Genomic DNA, 19124 nt, shown 5'->3' on the forward strand with positions numbered 1-19124 from the left:
ATCGCATGAGCCTGTCGCCCAATGTCCGCGCCGGCATGGCGTCGGTGTCTGTCGCGGCGACGCTGATCCTGCTCAAGGGCTATGCCAGCTGGCAAACCGGATCGGCCGCCGTGCTCGGCTCGCTGGCGGACACGGTGCTCGACCTGATCGCATCGCTGGTCACGCTCTACAGCGTCCGGCTCGCCGCGATGCCCGCCGACCGCCAGCATCGCTTCGGCCATGGCAAGGCAGAGGCGATCGCGGCCTTCTTCCAGGTCGTGCTGATCAGCCTGTCGGCCTTCTGGATCATCCTCCACTCGGTCCAGCAACTGGCGGCCGGAGAGAGACCGGCCAATGCTACCGCGGGCATCTGGGTGTCGATCGTCGCGCTGTTCCTGACCCTCGCCCTGGTCAGCTATCAGCGCCGGGTGATTGCACGGACGGGATCGGTGGCGATCGGGACCGATGCGATCCACTATCAGAGCGACCTGCTGCTCAACGCCGCCGTGATCACCGCGCTGCTGATCGAGGCGAAGCTGGGCCTCGCCGGCGCCGATGCGGTGGCGGGCGTCGCGATCGGGCTGTGGCTTCTCTACGGCGCTTATGGTGCGTCGCGCGAAGCGATCGACCAGCTGATGGACCGCGAATGGCCCGAAGAGCGTCGGCGCGCCTTCATCGCGGTTGCCGAGCGCCACCCCGAGCTCCACGGCATTCATGACCTCAAGACTCGCACCGCCGGGCATAAGGACTTCGTGCAGTTCCACGTCTGGGTCGATCCCGACATGACCGTCGGCGAGGCGCACCGGGTGATGGACGAGGTCGAGGCCAAGCTGCGCGAGGCCTTTCCCGGCGTCGAGATACTGATCCACCCCGACCCCGCCGGGCATCGCGAACGATCCGAGGATATCTGCCCATGAAAATTCCGTTTCAGCAGGTCGACGCCTTTGCCGATCGCCCTTTCGCCGGCAATCCGGCGGCGGTCATGCCGCTCGAAGCCTGGCTCGACGATGCGACGCTGCAGGCGATCGCGGCGGAGAACAACCTGGCCGAGACCGCCTTCATCGTTCCCTGGGCAGGGCCGGAAGCCGATTTCGAATTGCGCTGGTTCACGCCCGAAGTCGAGGTGGCGCTGTGCGGCCATGCGACGCTCGCGACCGGCCACGCCCTGCTGTCGCGGGACGGTGCCCCCGAGGCGGTGCGCTTCGCCACCCGGCAGGCCGGCGTTCTGGAGGTCCACCGTGACGGCGAGGGCTATCGCCTCGCTCTGCCCGCCTGGTCGATGACCCCGAAGGATCTGCCGGCCGAGGCGGCGGCCCTCGGCACGATGCCGGAAGAGACGTTGTGGCGCGACGGTGGCTATGCGCTGTTCCGTTTTGCCGACGAAGCCGCAATCCGCGCGCTCGATCCCGACTTCCGGGCCATGCGCGCCTTTGGCGACATCCTGTTCATCGCGACAGCGCCGGGAGACGGCACCGACATCGTCAGCCGCGTCTTCGCGCCGGGCGCGGGCATCGATGAGGATCCGGTCACGGGCTCGGCCCATTGCCTGCTCGCCACCTATTGGGCGGAGCGGCTCGGTCGCACCCGCTTCACCGCCTATCAGGCGTCGGCGCGGGGCGGTCATCTCGACGTCGAACTCGCCGGGGACCGGGTCTATCTCGGTGGCACCTGCGTGACGGTGATCGAAGGCAGCTTCACCCTCGCGTGAGCCGGCACGACAGGATCAGGCGGCGTCCATGAGCCGGGCCGACACGGTTTCGGCGATCCAGCCGCCGCCGAGTACGCGGTTGCCGGCATAGAGCACCGCTGCCTGCCCCGGCGCGACGCCATATTCGGGCTGGTCGAAGCTGAGCAGGCCATCGTCGAAGCGCGCAGGGACCGGCTTCGCCAGCGAGCGCACCTTGGCGGTGATCGGGCCTTCATGGCCTTCGCCGATCCAGTTGATATCCTCGAGCCGCGCCGCCGCCACCGCCAGCGCGCGGCGTGGGCCGACGATCAACCGCTTGGTCGCCGGCTCGAGCCGGACGACATAGAGCGGCTCGGGGCTACCGCCGATCTCGATGCCGCGTCGCTGCCCGACGGTGAAATGGATCAGCCCGCGATGACGGCCGACGACCTTGCCCGACAGGTCGACGATATCGCCCTCCTCGGCCGCCTCGGGGCGCAGTTTCTTCACGATCGATGCATAATCGCCGTCGGGCACGAAGCAGATGTCCTGGCTGTCGGGCTTGGCCGCGACGCCCAGGCCGATCTTGGCCGCGATCTCGCGGACGCGGGGCTTAGGCATACCGCCCAGCGGAAAGCGGAGAAAGTCCAACTGGTCGCGCGTGGTCGCGAACAGGAAATAGCTCTGGTCGCGGGCAGGATCGGCGGCGCGGTGCAATTCGGGGCGTCCGCCCTCACCCAGCATACGGCGCACATAATGACCGGTCGCCAGACAGTCGGCGCCGAGGTCGCGGGCGATGCCGAACAGGTCGGTGAACTTCACCCCCTGATTGCAGCGCACGCAGGGGATCGGCGTCCGTCCCGCCGCATATTCGTCGGCAAAGTCGGCGATGACCGAATCCCGGAAACGGCTTTCATAATCGAACACATAATGGGCGATACCCAGGCGATCGGCGACGGCGCGCGCGTCGCGAATATCCTGCCCCGCGCAGCAGCTGCCGGTCCGTCCGACGGCGGCACCATGGTCGTAGAGCTGGAGCGTGACCCCGATCGTCTCGGCACCGCTTGCCGCCGCGAGCGCAGCGACCACCGAACTGTCCACGCCGCCGGACATGGCGACGACGATCCGACGCCCCTTGAGCGAGCCGTCGACCGCCTTTTCGAGCTGAAATTCCGCGTCCATCGGCGGGCGCATAGCAGAACCGGCCCGGCTCGGCAGCGCATTTCGGGGCTTTTTCAAGAAAAGGCGGTGAATCAATATCCTAAATGCGGACGATCAAGCCCCCATTGCCGATGCACTCCGCAAAACTCCGGGTCGGAAAGTTCGTTTCAGCCCTAAAGATTCGCTCCGCCCCGCCGTTCCTTGGTGTGTCACGGAAATGGGCAGGTGCCGGAATGAAGATCAACATCAACGAATTCCGCATCGATACAGCCCAATCGGTCGAAGCTCCGCTGGACTTCACCACGCTCTGCGCCCTCATCGCCGAACATCAGGCTGCCACACCCACCGCGCGGTTGGCCCTGTCCGACGATATCCATGAGGAGCAGATCGATCCGGTTCATCCAGCAGTCGCCGTCCTGCTTGCGGGGCCAGGGCAGTCAGCGGCGATGGGTAATGCGCAGGGCAGCTTTCATGCAGCTGCCGCTGCGCTTTTCAGCGGAAGAGCGCGGTGAACATCATGATCACCGCATTTACCTTACCGCGAAAACTTTCCTTTGGAGCCGCCCCTTTAGGACGGCTGCGGGGAAACAGTCACGGTCGACGGACCATGTTCGAGGTATCGCATGCTTGAGAATCAGAAGATCCGCCCGCATCAGGTCATTGGTCCTCTCGGCGAACCGCTCACGCTCGACAGTCTGCCTCCGGCCGGCACGACGCGGTGGGTCGTGCGCCGCAAGGCTGAAGTCGTGGCCGCAGTCAGCGGAGGCCTTTTGACGGTCGATGAAGCGTGTGAACGCTACGGCCTCAGCGTGGAGGAATTCGCCGGATGGCAACGCGCGGTGGAACGGTCGGGCATGCCCGGCCTCCGCGTGACGCGGATCCAGCATTATAAGACCCTCTACGAACGACAACAGAAATATTGATCGTATCGCACCGGTACGCATCGGGGCCCGCTTCCATCGGGAGTGGGCACTTTTCTTGTGTTTCCCGATGCTTCCTCCATGTTACCGAACGGAACAAGCTGCGCCGATACACGTAGTGTCGGCAGGAGATCCGGCGGGGACCGGACCCGTAACGGCACGCAGGAGGACATCGTGATCGACTTCATCATCTTTCTTATCGTCGGCGGCATCATCGGCTGGCTCGCCAGCATCGTCATGCGCACCGATGGGCAGCAGGGGATCATCCTCAACATCGTCGTCGGCATCATCGGCTCGTTCATCGGCGGCGTGCTGTTCGGCCCGACGCTGGGCGGTGGCGGGATCTATGGCTGGCTGAGCGCTTTCCTGGGCGCGGTCATCCTGCTCGCGATCGTCAACCTGATCCGTCGCGGCAGCGTCCGCTGAGGGCATGAAGCGGCCGGCCCAGCGCCGGCCGCTTGCTTATCTCGTCCTGCCCCATCTCGACGGTTCCAAGACCGCCCGTGTCGCTCTACTGAAGACCGAACGCATCAGCGAAAACGGACTCAGGGGGCATATCGATGGCGGACCGCGCCAAGCTCACGGCTTACGGCCTTCCACGCAAGCCCTTCGCGATCCGTCCTGCGCCGCATGAACGCGACTGGATGGACGCCACCAGCCAGCGCTATGCCTATCGTTGCCTGCCCCTGAACATCGCCAACGCCCATGGCTGGGAGCTGCTCTGCACCCAGGGCTTCTCGGCCTGGTGGAACGGCAAACCGGGGCTCGACGCAATCACCATCACCCCCGATGTTGCCGGCGAAGTGCCCGCGATCAGCCATTTCGGTCACGGCATCGTCACCTTCCACGTCAACGCGGTGTTCCGGACCGAGCCTGGCTACGACCTGATGGTGCAGGGGCCGATCAACCGCCCGAAGGATGCGATCGCCCCGCTGTCAGGTGTCGTGGAAACCGACTGGACGCCCTTCACCTTCACCATGAACTGGCAATTCACCCGCCCGAACAGCGTGATCCGCTTCGATCCCGGCGAAGTCTTCTGCCATATCTACCCGATACGGCGCGGCGATATCGAACGGTTCGATCCAGAGTTCCGCGCGATCGAGGACGATCCGGAACTCTACGCCGAGTTCAAGGCCTGGTCCGCCAGCCGCGCCGGCTTTCTCAGCGATCTGAAGGACCCCAATTCGCCCACCAGCGGCGACAAGTGGCAGAAACATTATTATCGCGGCCAGACCGTCAGCGGGGGAGACGTGGCGTCGGACGATCATCGCACGAAGATCAGGCTCAAACCCTTTTCGATCGCGCCGGGCACCGGCGAGGGTAATGGCAGCTAGAAAAGGGGCCAGCGTCAGCGCGCGCGAGGCGGCGCAAGGCGCTGAACCTGAGCGTCTTCCATATCCCGCATATAGGCGCAGTGGACATATTCGCGTCGCTGCGCTCCGCCCGGATCGGTGACGAGATATTCGATGATCCAGTAGGTCATCGCGGGCGTCTCACCAGGCTCCTCGCGCGCAGAAATGCGCTGATAGCCCGCCTGCTCCGGCAGCGTGGACCTGGCCTCGCGCTCGCACTCGGCCAGCCCGGCACTACATCCGGCGAGCGCAGGTGCCAATGCGATCATCATCAGGGTTCGGTACGCCATGGCTGGAACGAGACTAACGACACCCGACCACAAGGCCAACCAGGACGATCAGCCGGCAGGCGTCTGGAGGTCGAGCCTGATATGGAAGCGGTCGGACCGGTAATGCGCATAGGTCCGCAGGAACGGTCTATCATTCTTGTCATAAACGGTCCGGGTGATGCGCAGGATGGCCGACATCGGCTCGACGTTCAGCGCCTCGACCAGTGACGGGTCGGCGAGCATGGCACCGATCGTCTGTTCGGCGCGCTCGGCGTGATGGCCGGCTTCGTCGAGAAGCTTGAGCAGCGGCGCACGTGGCAGGGTCTTTTCGGAAATCACCTCCGCCAGTTCGCCGCGCACATAGCTGACGATATAGCCGATCGGGATTCCTTCGAGACAACGCACGCGCACGGCGCGGATGACGTCGGCGCCCTCTTCGATCTTCAGGGCATTGGCGATGATGTCGGTCGCTGCGCGATGCTCGACAGAGATCACGTTGACGGTCGTGCCCTCGCCCAGCGCCATCAGGCTGTCCACAGCCTGGTCGATGTTCGCTTCGATCGGCTTGGCCGGCGATTTGAAGATCACCCGGGTGCCCAGACGGCGGCGGCGCTCGACATAATGCTGATCAGCCAGATCGTTCAGAACGCGGCGGGCGGTGATGCGCGAGACGCTGTAATGGGCGGACAGTTCCTGCTCGGTCGGCAGGACGCTGCCATAAGGGCGTTGTCCGCAAAGAATTTCGTCGCGCAGGCTCAGATAGATCTGGTGATAGAGCGGCACTGCGCCTTGGCGATCGAGCACTATCCCTCCCCTGCTGGTGGCGAGCGTGGCGAAAGCCACGTTCCGCTGATCCGGCTGGCCGCTCTTCGGAGGTCGCCCGCGCTTAGTCAAGTCGCTCGCGGGGTCGGCCTGGCCGAGCACATAGCCGAGGCTGGCGGCTTCGATCAGCTTGGTCATGCAGCATCCTGCGACCAGCGGGGATATCGCCCCATGGCCAGCAAGGACAGGCTCCCGACGAACAGGCAACCGATCCCCGACAGCAGTGCGGCATCATAACGCCCGGTCGCGTCGAAGACCCGGCCATAGATCACCGGCCCCATCCCGCCACCAAAGGCGATCACGGTGTAGAAGGTGCCGTAGATCATTCCATAGGCACGCCGCCCGAAATAGCGGGCGATCAGATAGGCCAGAAGGTCGAACTCGAAGCCTGCGCCAAGGCCCAGCGTGACGACTGCAAGGGCCGCATGGCTGGCGTCGATTCCCGGCTGGGACAGCATGTAGCTGCCGATCATCGGGAGGATCAATATGGCGAGCGCACAGCCCGGTGCCCAGAAGCGATCGAGCAGCCAGCCCCCGGCAATCCTCCCCGCTATGACGGAAAGTCCGAAGCCGGCTGTGATCGAGCCGATTTCAGCCAGCGAGAATTTCTGGGTCCGCAAGATGTTTTCGAGATTGGGCGTCGGCGCGGTCAGGGCGAAGGCGATCAGCAGGAAGGCGAAGGTCATGATCCAGAAGCGGCGGTCGTGCAGCGCTTCGCGCACGGTCAGCCCGGCCTCCACGACCGCCTCTCCCGTCGTCGAGAGAATTGCTGCGCCCGCCGCGCTCGTGCGTTCGCGAAAGAGGGCCGCAACGACCGGCATGCCGATGACGATCGGAAGCGCCCCGATCACGAAGAATCCCGTGCGCCAGCCATAGCTGCCGATCAGCCAGGCGGCGAAGGGCTTGATCAGGAAGCCGGTGATGCCGGTGCCGGTGCTGGCGATGCCGATGGCGAGGCCCCGATGCTTTTCGAACCAGCCATTGACGCTGTGCATCCAGGTCGCCGTCAGCGTGCCCGCGCCGAGCGTCGACATCAGCACCCACTGCCCATAATAGATCCAGATATTCCCGCCGCTGAGACCGAGGCTCATGAAGGTGAGCCCGAAAAGAAGGAGCGAGATGAGCGCGACCGGCTTCGCGCCGTAGCGATCGACGGCGAAGCCCGCGATCGGACCGGTCGCCATCACCACCACCGACTGCACGGTGATGGAGCCCATCAAAGACGCGAAGCTCCAGCCGAACTCGCGCTGGAGCTCGGGCGCAAACATCCCGATGGTATAGAAGGGCAAGGGGCTGAGCCCGACGGCCAGCCCGACCATCGAGCCGGCCACCACGGTCCACCCTGCAACGCCGTCTCTCGGCGCGAGGGGTTTCTGGGCTGAACTGTCGGTCAAGGCGGTCATCGCGCTCCCTGTTTGGCGGTGTGATCCGGGGCTGGACAAGCATCGGATGATGGCACATCAATAGGTATATTAATATATCAATTAGTACGGGTGAGCGGACCTTATGCGTGCAGGCTATAGTGCGTCGATCACTCGTTGCTATGTCAGCGTTCCTGCGCCGGCAGGGGCCGGGCGGATGGTCCATTACCGGGTCACAGGCTCGGGCCCGAACATCGTCCTGCTGCACGATTCCCCCCGCTCATCGCGGCTGCACGTACCGCTGATGAAAATGCTCGCCAGTCGGTTTCGCGTCTTCGCTCTCGACACCCCCGGATATGGCAATTCCGATCCGCTCGATATCGAAGCGCCGACGGTCCCCGATTTCGCCGAGGCTCTCGGCACGGCGCTCGATGCCCTTGGCCTGTCGGACGCCCCGGTCTACGCGACCCACACCAGCGCCAAGATCGCGCTGGCGCTGGCTGTGCGCGGGGGGCGCATGCCGATGCTGTTGCTCGACGGACTGTCGATCCCCGATCAGCCTGCCGACGACGCCTTTATCGCAGCCTATATGCGCCCTTTCGCGCCGGAACCGACCGGAGCCTGGCTCGCCGCAGAATGGAGCCGCACGCGCGATATGCTGCGCTGGTTTCCCTGGTTTTCCTGCACCCCGGACCGTCGCATAGCAGCGGAGCCGCCCTCGGCCGAATGGCTGGAGGATTATGGCATCGACCTGTTCAGTGCCGGTCCGCATTATGCCGATGCCTATACGGCGGCGATGCGCTGGAATCCGATCGGCGACCTGCTCGCGGTTCGGGTCCCCACCATCGTCGGCGCACGTGAAGACGATGTCCTGTTCCTGCACCTCGCGAAAGTGCCGTGCGATCGCAACCCGGCGCTTTCGGTCCAGCGCCTTGGTACAGATCGGGAGGCGTGGATCGAATGGATAAGCGAAACGCTCGCCAGAGCGAGAACGGCTGACGAGGGAACTGTCCCTCCGCATGACAGGTCCGATGACACCCGAGGATATCTCGCGCTGGACCATGGTCAGTTGCACTGGAGCCGTTATGCATCTGCGTCCACCGATGCACGCCGCCCGATGCTCATCCTGTCGGCCCCCTCCACGCTCGAAGCCCATCAATGGGCGCATGCGTTCGCGCCGATCCGACCGGTCATCGTCCCCGATCTGCCGGGCTTCGGCGATTCCGATCCCCTCCCGCCCGATGGCGCGACCGCCGACGCGCTGGCGGATGCGCTGGCGGCGTTGATCGACACTCTCGAGAGCAATGCCTGCGACGTGATGTCCATCGGCCTTGCTGCGCCGATCGGCGCTCGGATCGCCGCACGCTGGCCGGATCGGGTGGCCTCACTGGCCATTTGGGGAGCGCCGACTTTCGGAGGCGTCGATGTTGCGCTGACGCCCGACATCGCCTTCGATCCCCTCGCCGGATCGCACCTCCACCGCTTCTGGCACATGCTTCGTGACGGTTGCGTGCAGTGGCCCTGGCATGACGCACGACCGGAGGCGGCGCGTGCCGGCGAGATTGCCGATCCGGACGAGTTGCATCGCGCGCTCACCGGAATGCTCAAACAGCGGATAAACTATGGCCAGGCGATTGCTGCTGCCATGGCCGCCAATCAGCCTTCCGACTGGCAAGGCGTGAAAGTGCCCGTCCTGATAGCTATGGGTGATGACCCGTCCATGGCGTCCGCGACGTCGCTTCTTGCGCTCTTGCCCGATGCGACGGCCTTCAGGGTTCCGCAGGACCACGCAATAGCGGCAGCGGCGCTCGATCAGGCCTTGGCCATGGCAAGCGGACCGGCGCAGGCAGAGGCCATATCGTGATGCCCCATGCGGACATGAGTCACTCCCGGCCACAGAGCGCCTGGCCGCGACGCTCCTATGCCTGGTACGTCCTCTCCCTGCTCACCCTCGCTTATGCGCTGGCCATTCTCGACCGTGTGTCGATCGCCTTGCTGATCGAGCCGCTGAAAGCGGCGCTGGCGATCAACGACACACAGTTCGGCCTGCTCCAGGGCATGGCGTTCAGCTTGGTCTATTCGGTGCTCGGCCTGCCGCTGGGCATGGTGTCCGACAGACGCCGCCGGGTGTCGCTGCTGTTCGGCGGGCTTATGCTGTGGAGCGCAGCCACGATCGGCTGTTCCTTCGCGAGCAACTTCCACGAACTGTTCCTCGCGCGCATGCTCGTCGGCGTCGGCGAAGCGGCGCTGGTGCCCGTCGCGACGTCGCTGATCGCCGACTATTTCGAGCCCGACATCCGCCCGAAGGCCTATGGCATCTTCGTGACGGGCAGTTCGCTCGGTACCGCGACCGCGATGGCCCTGGGCGGCCTGTTCCTCGATTGGGCGGAACGGCTGATCGCTGGCGTGCCCGGCCTGTTCGGCACGATGCAGCCCTGGCAGGTCGTGTTCGTACTGTGTGGCGCGCCGGGCCTGCTGCTGGCGGTCATCCTCATCCTGACGGCGCGCGAACCGGCACGGCAAGGCGGTACGGCGGTAGCGCCTCCACTGAGCCTGAAGCCGCTGCTGCTCCTGTTCGTCGAGCGACCCGGAGCGTTCGGGATGTTCATGCTCGGCTCGGTGCTTAACCTCGTCTGTGTCTATGCGATCGTCGGCTGGTTTCCGGCGCTGTTCATCCGCGCGCATGGCTGGACGGCAGCGGAGACGGGCAAGATCCTCGGCGCCGTCGGGCTACCGATCTCGATCTTTGCTGCGGTCAACAGCGGTTGGGTCATCGCCTGGCTGAAGCGCCGGGGCCATGCCGACGCGCCGATCCTGTGCGCCATGGGCTGCTCGGCATCGATGTTCGTGTTCGGGACGCTGGCCTGCCTCGCCCCCAGTGGCAATCTGGCGCTGCTCGGCTACGCTTTGAATGCGCTGTTCCTGAACTGGAACACGTCCGCGGTTTACAGCGGCTTCGCGCAGATCACCCCCAACGCCCTGCGCGCGCAGATCATGGCCCTGCAGACCATCGCGTCCGGGCTGATCGCGCTGACGGCGGGCAATTTCATCGTCGGGTTCCTTTCGGACACCGTGTTCACGTCGCCGTCAGGGATAGCCTGGTCGCTGGGCAGCGTGTTTCTGGGCTGCGGCCTTGCCGCCTTCTTCATTCTCATGGCCAGTCGGCGCAGCTTCCGCGCGGCGGCCGCAGCCATCGAAGTCGCCTGACCAGAGAAGGGATCCGACGATGGCACGGCCCCATATCGAATTCGTGCACGCGCAGAATCTGAGCTGGACCGTCAGGTCTGACGGTGCCGCGGAAAAGCTGCTCAACCGCGATCCCGACGGCACGGAAAAGACGCTGATCGTGCGGTACCCGCCCGGTTTCTCGTCGGGGCCCAATCCCGTCGAGGCCGAGGCCGATGAGTTTCTGGTGCTCGACGGCACGATCGAGATCGACGGCGTTGCGCGCGGCTATCATGCTTATGGGTTCCTGCCGCAAGGCTCCGGCCTCGGCGCACGGACGACCGCAGCAGGCGCGGTCCTGCTGGTCTTTCGTCACGCCCATGGCGATCGCAGTGCCATGGCCGGGATCGCGGACCCGATTGCGATCGAGACGACGAAAATGCCGTGGGACATATCGACCTATGATCCGAAGCTGTCCCACCTGCGGCTCGCTCGCAAGGTGCTGCGTCTCGGCCCGAACGATAGCGGCCGCACCTTTCTGCTGACGGGCATGGCGCATGGCGTGCCGGCGGATGGCACGATGCTCGCGGCCGAGATGCACGATCATGCCGAGGAGATGTTCATGCTCCAGGGCGCAATGTGGGCACCGGAGGGCCGGATGAGCGCTGGCGCCTATTTCTACCGCCCGCCCGGCATCCTGCACGGACCCCATGTTTCGGAAACCGGCTTCCTCCAGATCATGCGCTCGCCCGGCGCAAATGCGATCGTGACCCAGTGGAGCGACACGCCCAGTCCATTGCCGATCGGTGCGAGATATGCGCCGGTCCTGCCGGAAGGAACGCCACCGTCATGGGCGCGCGAAGTCGAACCGCTGGCCGCCTGGTAGCAAAAAGGAGAAGGGCGCCCGCACTTTCGCGCACGCGCCCTTCCCTGTGCATTCCGATGGACTCAGCGGTTGAGTTCGACCAGCTCGTACCATGTCTGCATATAGCCACCGACGCCGCCCTGCACGAAGATCGAGTCGTCGTCGGCCGTCACCCACACCTGATAAGGCGGATGTGCCTCGCCGCCGACCGAGATCATGCTCGCATCCTCGTCGGAGAATTCATATTTATAGCAGTCGAACGTGCCCGCCGGGACGGTCACCGTTTCCTGTCCGACAAAGGCCAGATTGATCTCCGATTTGGAGATCAGCGGCGGGGTTGCTCCACGGTGGTCGGGCGATGGCAGGAAGCACGGGAATTTGCGCTTATGCGGCCCCTTGCTGCGGTCCATCTTGCGGGTGATATAGGCGTCCGCGACGATCGGATGGGTGCCGAAGCCGTCGAACGGCGCATCGATCGGCATCGTCTGCGAGATGCGACCGATCGACGGACCATAGCTTTCGCACTCGACCCGGTCCTCATGGATGATGAACAGGCCGGCGCCCATGAATGCGTCACCGATCACGAGGCGCACGAAGCAATCCATCGGGCGATCGTTCGCATCGAGGCTGTAGGTGATGTCGCGATGCACGGTGGGCGCAGGCTCGTCGATCTCGCAGCGCGCGCGCAGGGTGCGCTTGCCATCGCTGTGCAGCGTCCAGGTAAACTCCTCGCGGCCGCGCTCCTCGCCTTCGCGGCCCGGCTTGCGCGACGTGTAGAGGATCTTGCCGCTGATGGTCCGATGCTTCTGCACTGGAAGTCTCCTTGTGGGTTCGGGGGGATTTGGTCGCACTCAAACGGGAGTGGCTATGCCGAGCAGGCAGGCGATCAGGACCACGATCCACAACATGATCACGGTCGGCTGAGTGATGGCGATGACGCCGGCGATCGTGCGGTCGCCTTCGGGCGTCGGCCCATGTTCGCGCAGCGCTATGATCGCCGGGAACAGCGGCACGAGCTGGCGGCGGACCAGCAGACCGATGGCAATGCAGACGGCGAGCGCGAGCAGCTTGAGCGAGATGAACAGCGGCAGCGTGACGGCGCCGGTCAGGCCCGCGATGGCGCTGCCGATCAGCCCCGCCAGCACGACATAGCGAACGCCCATGTCGACGCGCTTGTAACCCGCACCGGCCGGCCCGTGCTTGAGGTGCACCATCCAGGCGAGCGTAAGCCAGGCGAGACCCAGCACCCACACGCCGACGGCGGCGAAGGCCGGGGCATCGATCCACCCCTTGGCGACCGCCAGACCGAAGCCGGTCGGCAAGGCCAGGATCAACGTCGTGCGCGGCGCCATGTCGATATTGTTGAGGATCTTCAGCGCCATCATCCGCTCGGGGACCGACCGTGCCGGATCGACCATGAAGCGCGATCCGTAGAAGGCACCCAGATCGCCACCGAGCCAGTAGATCGGGATCAGAAGATGCAGCAGCGTCAGGAAGGAAAGCCCCAGCTCCATGGCTCAGGCCAGCCCGCCGAAGAAGCTGTCGATCGCCGCCTTGCGCGACGCCCGGAAATCCTCGGCGTCGAGGCGCGGCAGTTCCTCGAAGCGCCCGTCCGCAAGCAGCTTTTCGAGCTCGACGCTGGAGTCATAGAGCGGGTCGTTGACGGCGGCGGTCACCAGCGTCGGGCACTGGACCAGCGGCAGGCATTGGTCGGCGGGCCATTTGAACGCCGCACGGTAGTTCAGATGATAGGTCGTGCTCGCCTTCATCACCTCGGTGATCCATGCGTGGAGGTCAGCCGCATTGCCGAGCCCCCCGTCCCGCCGTCCGGCGCGGGTGCGGCGGTACCAGGGGAAGAACAGATATTGATCGCGGCAGAACTGGAACAGCCGCATCAGATAGGCGCCGTCGAGATCCGGTTCGAACGGGAAGGCGTAGCGGGCGAGCACCTCGTCCAGTTCCTCGCCCTGCATCAGGCTGACCCCGTCGAGGACCAGGGCCGAGACGCGCTCGGGGGCGAGAATGGCGAGTTCGGTGGCGATGGCCGCGCCGGTGTGCGAGCCATAGACCCTCACACGGTCGAGCCCGACCGCACTGAGGAATTGCAGCATTGCTGCGGCAAGTTCGGAAATTGTCGGTTCGCGATCGAACAGCGCGACGCTGTCGCCGTTGCCGGGCGTGTCGGGCGCGACGACCCGCGCGTCCGCAGCAAAATCCTCGATCGTCCGCAGCTGCTGGCGTGAGCTGCCCGGTGAGGCGTGCAGGATGAGCAGCGCCTCGCCGCTGTCGCCCGCCATGCGATAATGCATCTGTCCGTGGGGGAGGTCCACGAAGCCGCGTTTGACGGGCACAGCGTTCATCAGATCTCTCCGCCTTCGACGATCTCGAGCAAGGCGCCTTCTGGGGTGGTCACCACGCCCGTGCGGCGTCCGCCATAGACGGCGCCCGCGCGCGCAACCGGGGCACTCGACCAATGCCCTTCGAGCCGATCGAAATCGGGATAGACCATGGTCGTGATGGCGACACCGGGAGGCAGTGCCCCCGCATGGCGCGGGCGTTCGGTCGCAGCATCGGGATATTGATCGAGTTCGAGGAAGACCTGCCCCCCGCCCCGAGCGGTCGTCAGTTCGATCTTCGTCGTCTCGGGAAGGCCGAACGCCTTCTCGATCATCGAATAGCGGATCGCGACCGGATCGATCATCGGCAGGCCGAAGACGTCCTTCACCCATTGGGCGGTCTTGCGCAGGTCGGGACAGGCCAGCACCATGATGAATGGGCGGTCGACCAGCGACTGCGGCTGCGGCAGGCCTGTATCGGGCCCCGGCTGCAGGATCTGCGTCAGATAAACCGTTTCCTGATCCGCGCCCCGCACCTGCATCGGTTTGACCGTCGCGAACCCGTCGAGCGGCTTGGGCGGGCCGATGACCTCGAACGGGCTCTGCAGCATCTTCGCATTCACCGCCTCGACGTCGGTCACGCAGAGCTCGATGGCAGCCCATCCATAGGTCCGGATCGGCAGATAGTCCGGTACCGGATCGCCTTCGACGAAGCGCAGAAAGACCTCCGCACCTGACGCCGGCTGCAACACGGCATAGGACCGGTTCGCGCTGGCAGGAGCATCCCATGCCGCTGCCAGATCGGACGGCACTTCACCCCGCTCGACGGTGCGATAGTCCATCCAGCTTTCGTAGCGGGCGATGGCATTGTCGAGATCGGCGACGACGTGCGTGGCGCACTTCAATAAGGTCATGGCGAGTCCCCCGCTGTACCGATATTAAATGATATATAGATAGTACAAATACAAGCGATTATGCGACGATGCCGCTGCGACGGATCGCCGCGAGCGCGTCGGGCTCCCGATCAAGGCTCCGCACCGCCTGTTCCAGCCGGTCATGGGCGTCGGCAAGCCCCGCAAATGTCAGGCAAGCGCGAGCCTTTGCCGCGTGCTGCGCCTCGGTAAGCGGCCAACCCGGCGAGCCGAGTTGCGCTGTGACAAGCTGCACCAGTTCGCACCCGTCCTTGGAGCGCGCGGTTGCACGCGCCGGGACGAATGCCGCCATGTCCGGATTGCCGTCGGGGATGACGCTGATCCGCTCCGCCAGCGCCAGCACGTCTGGATCGTTCAGCGCAACCTGCTCGAAATCGGCGAGCGACACGGTGCCGCGCAACAAGGTCACGGCGACCAGATATTGCATGCAAAGTCGCGCATATCCCGGCTCCATACCCTTCCTCGCTGGCCGTCCGACGAGGCGGTGGATCAGCGGCGGCGCATGATAGACGAAGCTGTCTAGAGTGTCGGCCGTGAGGCCCTGCTCGTCGCGCAGCTGCTGCGCCGCGACGATCCCGCCATGTCCCGCCCGGCCGGTCGGAAAGGGCTTCCAGCTGACCTCGCAGATCCGGTGTCTCTGCCCCAACTGCCCGAGCGCCTGGGCGAGCGCCTCGCGCTCCTCCATAAGCGCGAAATAGCCGAACGGGCCATCCAGCGGACGCGTGACGCCGGGCATCCCGCTGCGTGCAAGGTCGATGGCAAGCAGGCTGCCGCGTGCTGCGTTCGCGACCTGCAACGGCAATGCCGGCTTGCCTTCGACATGCGCCTGCATCGTGCCCGACACCAAGGCCAGGGCATGGCCGAAGGCATCGAGCGCCTGTTCGCGGGGCATCGCCCGCAGGTTCGCGATTGCAGCGACGCAGCCGAATATGCCTGCCGTCGCCGGACGAAAGAATTTGAGCGCGCCCGGCGCGGCGATGCCGAGCGTGACCGCGACGTCGACCCCGGCGACGATCGCCGTCAGAAAGCGCTCGCCATCCACCGCTTCGCCGCGCGCCGTTTCGGCGAGCAGCGCGGCAAGCACGGTCGCCATGGGGTGAAGCACGGCGGGCTCGTGCACGCAGTCATATTCCTGCCCGTGAATCTGGAAGGCGTTGACGAACGCCGCCGATGCAGCCGGCAAGCGCACATCCGGACGGCCGAGCACGCCCGCGTCGTCCCCGCGCCCCCATCCCTGCGCGATGGCAAGCACCGCGTCGGCGTGCGCAGCATTGCGCCCCGCCACACCGACCGCGAGCGAATCGTGCAGGAAGGTCTTTGCACGAAGGCGGGCCTCATCCGTGATGTCCGCCCAGCGCAGCGACAGCGCGTGATCGATCAGTAGGTGCGCGGGATTTGGAGACTCGGGGGACACCATCCTCAGTGCGGCTCCTCGCCCCCGGACACGTTCATGCTCTCGCCGGTGATGTAGGAGGCCTCGGCCGAGCAGAGAAAGGCCACGGCATTGGCCGTATCCTCGGGCAGGCCGGGGCGACCGAGCGGGATGCGCGCCGCCATATTCTTCAGATATTGCTCGACGCTGATGCCCTGCACGGCTGCGAAATGTTCGTTCTGCCACTTGCCCAGGCCAGTGGTCACATGGTTGGGGCAGACATTGTTCACGGTGATGCCATGCGCGCCGAGTTCGATCGACGCCGAGCGCACCAGCCCGACGAGGCCATGTTTCGAGGCGGTATAGGCCTGCGCATGCATGAAGCCCGACTTCGCCGCCTGACTCGCGATGTTGACGATGCGTCCGCCCCGCCCTTGCGCGATCATGACCTCCGCTGCGGCCTGCAGGCCGAACCAGGCACCGGTCAGGTTCACGTCGATCACCGCGCGCCAGTCGCTGGGCGACACTTCGCCCAGCGGCTTCATGATATAGCCGATGCCCGCATTGTTCACCCAGATGTCGAGCCCGCCATGCGCCGACACGGCATGCGCAGCCAATGCCTGCACCTGATCCGGGTCGCGCACGTCGCAGCAGAAGGTCGATGCTGCACCGGGCATCGATTCGGCCACCTCGCGCATTTCCGCCTCGGCGCCGATCATCGCGTCGGGCGTGGCGCTGTCGCGAGATCCGCCGATGTCTGCGATCACGACGGTTGCGCCGTCTTCCGAAAGACGCCGAGCAATGGCCTCGCCCAGCCCCTGCTTGCGCCCCGATCCGGTGACGACCGCAACCTTGCCGGCGAACTTCATGCCTCCACCTCTTCGGTGGTCAGGAAGGTCACCTCGACCATGCCGTTGAACGCGGCTGCAACCTCAGCCATCGCAGCAGTCGATATATCCTTTTCGAACTGCACCATGTCGGCGACGTCGAGCACCTCGATATAGCCGAAAGGCGGCTTGGCATCGCTTCCCAGCACGCCGGTCGTGCGGAACACCCGGAAGCTGGCGATCGACGGCAGGGCGTTGACCGTCGGAATGTCGGTGCTGCGCGCCCAGGCGAGATACTCCTCGTCCGAGACGCCCGATTTCAGGTTGAACATAGCGAAAATATGCATCGATCTGTCCTTCTTACCGTCTGCCGGTCAGTCCGGTTGTTGAACCTTGCATCGTCACACGCGTCAATATAGCATATGAATATAACAAATGAGGAAGGCCGTGATCTCTTCATCAGACACCCCGTCTCCCGCCGATGAGACCCCCATCGCGAACGATCCTAGCGCCGGCTATGACGGCCCGCCCGATTATCGCGTCATTGGCCGCCACGCGGTTTTCCCGCAGACCAGCCATGACGAGATCGAGCGGATAAATTTCCTCGCCCAGATGAACCGGCACCTCGCCGCGCGCGTCGTGCCGGGTGTGAAAGCTGCGTTCGAGACGCGGGTCGTTCCGGCGTTCGAGGCACAGCATGGCCGGCCGATGGCCGACCGGCACGAGGCCCGGCGCGCTCTTCTCGACGATCCCGCCTTCCAGACATGGTCCGCGCTGCGGCGCATGACGATGGAGCAGCGCCAGCAGGCCGGCCGCTGGACCGCCCTGCGTCAGCGCGAGCAGCTCAATGCGGTGGCCCAGGCGTTGACCGAAGGGGACAAGCGGCTGTCGCTCGATCCGTCGCTGGCGATTCCGCGCTACGTGTCGGCGGTGGACCATCACTGCATGCCCGGCAGCTATCACAGCGAATATTTCCCCGGCGATGTCGTCAACGGCGCCAATTACGACCATGGCGGCTTTGTCACGACGGGCGGCCTGCTCGGCAAATATAGCGATGGCGGCGGCCATGCCGTGGTCAAATGGGTCCGGCGCAACCTGCCCGATTTCAAGCCGGAGAAGATCCTCGAGATCGGCGGCACCGTCGGCCATTCCTCGCTGCCTCTGGCGCAGGCCTTTCCGGAAGCGGAAATGACGATCGTCGACCTTGGCGCGCCGGTGCTGCGCTATGGCCTCGCCCGCGCCAAGTCGCTCGGCGTTGACAACATCAGCTTCGTCCAGGCCAGCGGCGAGGATTTGTCGGCCTATCCCGATGCCAGCTTCGACTGGATCCAGACGACGATGTTCCTGCACGAACTGTCGACCAAGGCGCTCCGCGCGATCTTCGCCGAGACGCGCCGCCTGCTGAAGCCGGGCGGCATCGTGCTGCACGTCGAGCAGCCGCAATATGCGCCGGACATGCCGCTGTTCGAACAGGCGATGCGCGACTGGGACGCTTTCTACAACAACGAGCCCTTCTGGAGCCGCATGCACGAGATGGATCTGGACGCCGAGATGATCGCAGCCGGCTTCGACGCCGACAAGCTGATCCATGGCGGCGTCACCGGCGTGGTCGATCGCGAGCTTTTCCCGGATGCGGAAGAGGATGATACCGAAGATTACGGCCGCAAGGCGGCCTGGCATGTGATCGGAGCCGTCGCATGAGCTTTTCCGATGCCCTGGCTGGAGCCGGCGCCAAACCTGCGGGCAAGCGCCCCTATTTCCTCGAACCCCAGGTCGAACGCGTCCTGGCGATCACCATGTCGATCGCGCAGGAACTCGCGGTGGCACGCCAGCGCAGCGACACGCTCGAGCGCCTGTTGCTGGCAAAGGGCGTTCTCACCCAGGGCGAGATCGACGCCTATGTTCCCGATCGCGGTGCATCGGCGGAGCGCCAGATGTGGAACCAGGAATTCATCGCCCGCATCCTGCGGATCGTCCAGCAGGAGAATGAAGCCGTGACGACGTCCGGCGACGTCGCGTCGGGTGAGGTCGGCGAAGAGCTGGCGCGCGACGGATGACTCTGTCGGTCGTCTCGCTCCCCTGCCCGACAGCCGGATA

General features: G+C 65.1%; 22 protein-coding genes. 11 read left to right on the top strand and 11 right to left on the bottom strand.

Annotated features, from left to right (window positions below; translation table 11 throughout):
* The first annotated feature begins 5 nt into the window (after positions 1 to 5).
* Positions 6 to 896 (top strand): cation diffusion facilitator family transporter, encoded by an 891-nt coding sequence (locus ACNI3R_RS06870; RefSeq protein WP_426181087.1) that lies wholly within the window; start codon positions 6 to 8, stop codon positions 894 to 896.
* On the top strand, positions 893 to 1687 hold the full coding sequence (locus tag ACNI3R_RS06875; RefSeq protein WP_426181089.1) for a PhzF family phenazine biosynthesis protein: 795 nt from the start codon (positions 893 to 895) through the stop codon (positions 1685 to 1687). The genes ACNI3R_RS06870 and ACNI3R_RS06875 overlap by 4 nt, the downstream gene beginning before the upstream one ends.
* Positions 1688 to 1702: 15 nt before the next feature.
* Here the strand turns inward: ACNI3R_RS06875 and mnmA are convergent, their stop codons facing one another.
* The gene (gene mnmA / locus ACNI3R_RS06880) at positions 1703 to 2827 is read right to left on the bottom strand and encodes a tRNA 2-thiouridine(34) synthase MnmA (RefSeq protein ID WP_426181091.1); all 1125 of its coding nucleotides are present in this window, start codon (positions 2825 to 2827) and stop codon (positions 1703 to 1705) included.
* 212 nt (positions 2828 to 3039) lie between these two features.
* On the opposite strand from mnmA, the gene ACNI3R_RS06885 reads away from it, so the two are divergent.
* From ACNI3R_RS06885 to ACNI3R_RS06900, 4 genes are all read left to right on the top strand, one after another.
* Positions 3040 to 3318, top strand: a complete 279-nt coding sequence (locus tag ACNI3R_RS06885) for a hypothetical protein (RefSeq protein WP_426181093.1) — start codon at positions 3040 to 3042, stop codon at positions 3316 to 3318.
* A gap of 111 nt (positions 3319 to 3429) precedes the next feature.
* Positions 3430 to 3729, top strand: a complete 300-nt coding sequence (sciP, locus tag ACNI3R_RS06890; protein WP_426181095.1) for a CtrA inhibitor SciP — start codon at positions 3430 to 3432, stop codon at positions 3727 to 3729.
* A 174-nt stretch (positions 3730 to 3903) separates the two neighbouring features.
* Positions 3904 to 4152: a GlsB/YeaQ/YmgE family stress response membrane protein gene (locus tag ACNI3R_RS06895; protein ID WP_165324875.1), complete on the top strand. Its 249-nt coding sequence runs from the start codon at positions 3904 to 3906 to the stop codon at positions 4150 to 4152.
* Between the two features lie 134 nt (positions 4153 to 4286).
* Positions 4287 to 5060 (top strand): DUF6065 family protein, encoded by a 774-nt coding sequence (locus tag ACNI3R_RS06900; RefSeq protein ID WP_426181097.1) that lies wholly within the window; start codon positions 4287 to 4289, stop codon positions 5058 to 5060.
* Positions 5061 to 5074: 14 nt separating this feature from the next.
* Here the strand turns inward: ACNI3R_RS06900 and ACNI3R_RS06905 are convergent, their stop codons facing one another.
* The 3 genes from ACNI3R_RS06905 to ACNI3R_RS06915 form a co-directional block, all read right to left on the bottom strand.
* Positions 5075 to 5350, bottom strand: a complete 276-nt coding sequence (locus ACNI3R_RS06905; RefSeq protein WP_426181099.1) for a hypothetical protein — start codon at positions 5348 to 5350, stop codon at positions 5075 to 5077.
* A gap of 66 nt (positions 5351 to 5416) precedes the next feature.
* The gene (locus tag ACNI3R_RS06910) at positions 5417 to 6307 is read right to left on the bottom strand and encodes a GntR family transcriptional regulator (protein WP_426181101.1); all 891 of its coding nucleotides are present in this window, start codon (positions 6305 to 6307) and stop codon (positions 5417 to 5419) included.
* Positions 6304 to 7572 carry an MFS transporter gene (locus tag ACNI3R_RS06915; RefSeq protein ID WP_426181103.1) on the bottom strand — a complete coding sequence of 423 codons (1269 nt, stop codon included), beginning with the start codon at positions 7570 to 7572 and terminating at the stop codon, positions 6304 to 6306. The genes ACNI3R_RS06910 and ACNI3R_RS06915 overlap by 4 nt, the downstream gene beginning before the upstream one ends.
* Positions 7573 to 7675: 103 nt before the next feature.
* On the opposite strand from ACNI3R_RS06915, the gene ACNI3R_RS06920 reads away from it, so the two are divergent.
* The 3 genes from ACNI3R_RS06920 to ACNI3R_RS06930 are packed head-to-tail and all read left to right on the top strand — an operon-like array spanning position 7676 to position 11581.
* A complete protein-coding gene (locus tag ACNI3R_RS06920) occupies positions 7676 to 9394 on the top strand; it encodes an alpha/beta fold hydrolase (RefSeq protein WP_426181105.1) in 1719 nt (572 codons plus the stop codon).
* A 14-nt stretch (positions 9395 to 9408) separates the two neighbouring features.
* Positions 9409 to 10737: an MFS transporter gene (locus ACNI3R_RS06925; RefSeq protein WP_426181107.1), complete on the top strand. Its 1329-nt coding sequence runs from the start codon at positions 9409 to 9411 to the stop codon at positions 10735 to 10737.
* Positions 10738 to 10756: 19 nt separating this feature from the next.
* Complete coding sequence (locus tag ACNI3R_RS06930) at positions 10757 to 11581, top strand: cupin domain-containing protein (protein ID WP_426181109.1); 825 nt, start codon at positions 10757 to 10759, stop codon at positions 11579 to 11581.
* A gap of 62 nt (positions 11582 to 11643) precedes the next feature.
* On the opposite strand, the gene ACNI3R_RS06935 is transcribed toward ACNI3R_RS06930, so the two are convergent.
* The 7 genes from ACNI3R_RS06935 to ACNI3R_RS06965 are packed head-to-tail and all read right to left on the bottom strand — an operon-like array spanning position 11644 to position 17374.
* Positions 11644 to 12372 (bottom strand): DUF3108 domain-containing protein, encoded by a 729-nt coding sequence (locus ACNI3R_RS06935; protein ID WP_426181111.1) that lies wholly within the window; start codon positions 12370 to 12372, stop codon positions 11644 to 11646.
* A 39-nt stretch (positions 12373 to 12411) separates the two neighbouring features.
* Positions 12412 to 13074: a hypothetical protein gene (locus tag ACNI3R_RS06940; protein WP_426181114.1), complete on the bottom strand. Its 663-nt coding sequence runs from the start codon at positions 13072 to 13074 to the stop codon at positions 12412 to 12414.
* A 3-nt stretch (positions 13075 to 13077) separates the two neighbouring features.
* Entirely contained in the window at positions 13078 to 13920 is an 843-nt protein-coding gene (locus ACNI3R_RS06945; RefSeq protein WP_426181117.1) for an alpha/beta fold hydrolase, read from the bottom strand.
* Positions 13920 to 14810, bottom strand: a complete 891-nt coding sequence (locus ACNI3R_RS06950) for a VOC family protein (protein WP_426181120.1) — start codon at positions 14808 to 14810, stop codon at positions 13920 to 13922. Before ACNI3R_RS06950 ends, ACNI3R_RS06945 begins: the two co-directional genes overlap by 1 nt.
* 58 nt (positions 14811 to 14868) lie before the next feature.
* On the bottom strand, positions 14869 to 16245 hold the full coding sequence (locus ACNI3R_RS06955; RefSeq protein ID WP_426181123.1) for an MmgE/PrpD family protein: 1377 nt from the start codon (positions 16243 to 16245) through the stop codon (positions 14869 to 14871).
* Between the two features lie 2 nt (positions 16246 to 16247).
* On the bottom strand, positions 16248 to 17069 hold the full coding sequence (locus ACNI3R_RS06960; RefSeq protein WP_426181127.1) for an SDR family NAD(P)-dependent oxidoreductase: 822 nt from the start codon (positions 17067 to 17069) through the stop codon (positions 16248 to 16250).
* Entirely contained in the window at positions 17066 to 17374 is a 309-nt protein-coding gene (locus ACNI3R_RS06965) for an REDY-like protein HapK (protein ID WP_426181129.1), read from the bottom strand. The genes ACNI3R_RS06960 and ACNI3R_RS06965 overlap by 4 nt, the downstream gene beginning before the upstream one ends.
* Before the next feature lie 100 nt (positions 17375 to 17474).
* On the opposite strand from ACNI3R_RS06965, the gene ACNI3R_RS06970 reads away from it, so the two are divergent.
* A complete protein-coding gene (locus ACNI3R_RS06970) occupies positions 17475 to 18728 on the top strand; it encodes a class I SAM-dependent methyltransferase (RefSeq protein ID WP_426181132.1) in 1254 nt (417 codons plus the stop codon).
* Positions 18725 to 19084, top strand: coding sequence for a hypothetical protein (locus ACNI3R_RS06975; protein ID WP_426181134.1), 360 nt, complete (start codon positions 18725 to 18727; stop codon positions 19082 to 19084). Before ACNI3R_RS06970 ends, ACNI3R_RS06975 begins: the two co-directional genes overlap by 4 nt.
* Positions 19085 to 19124: the final 40 nt, after the last annotated feature.

The sequence above is a fragment of the Rhizorhabdus antheiae genome (assembly GCF_049889055.1).
GTDB lineage: Bacteria > Pseudomonadota > Alphaproteobacteria > Sphingomonadales > Sphingomonadaceae > Rhizorhabdus.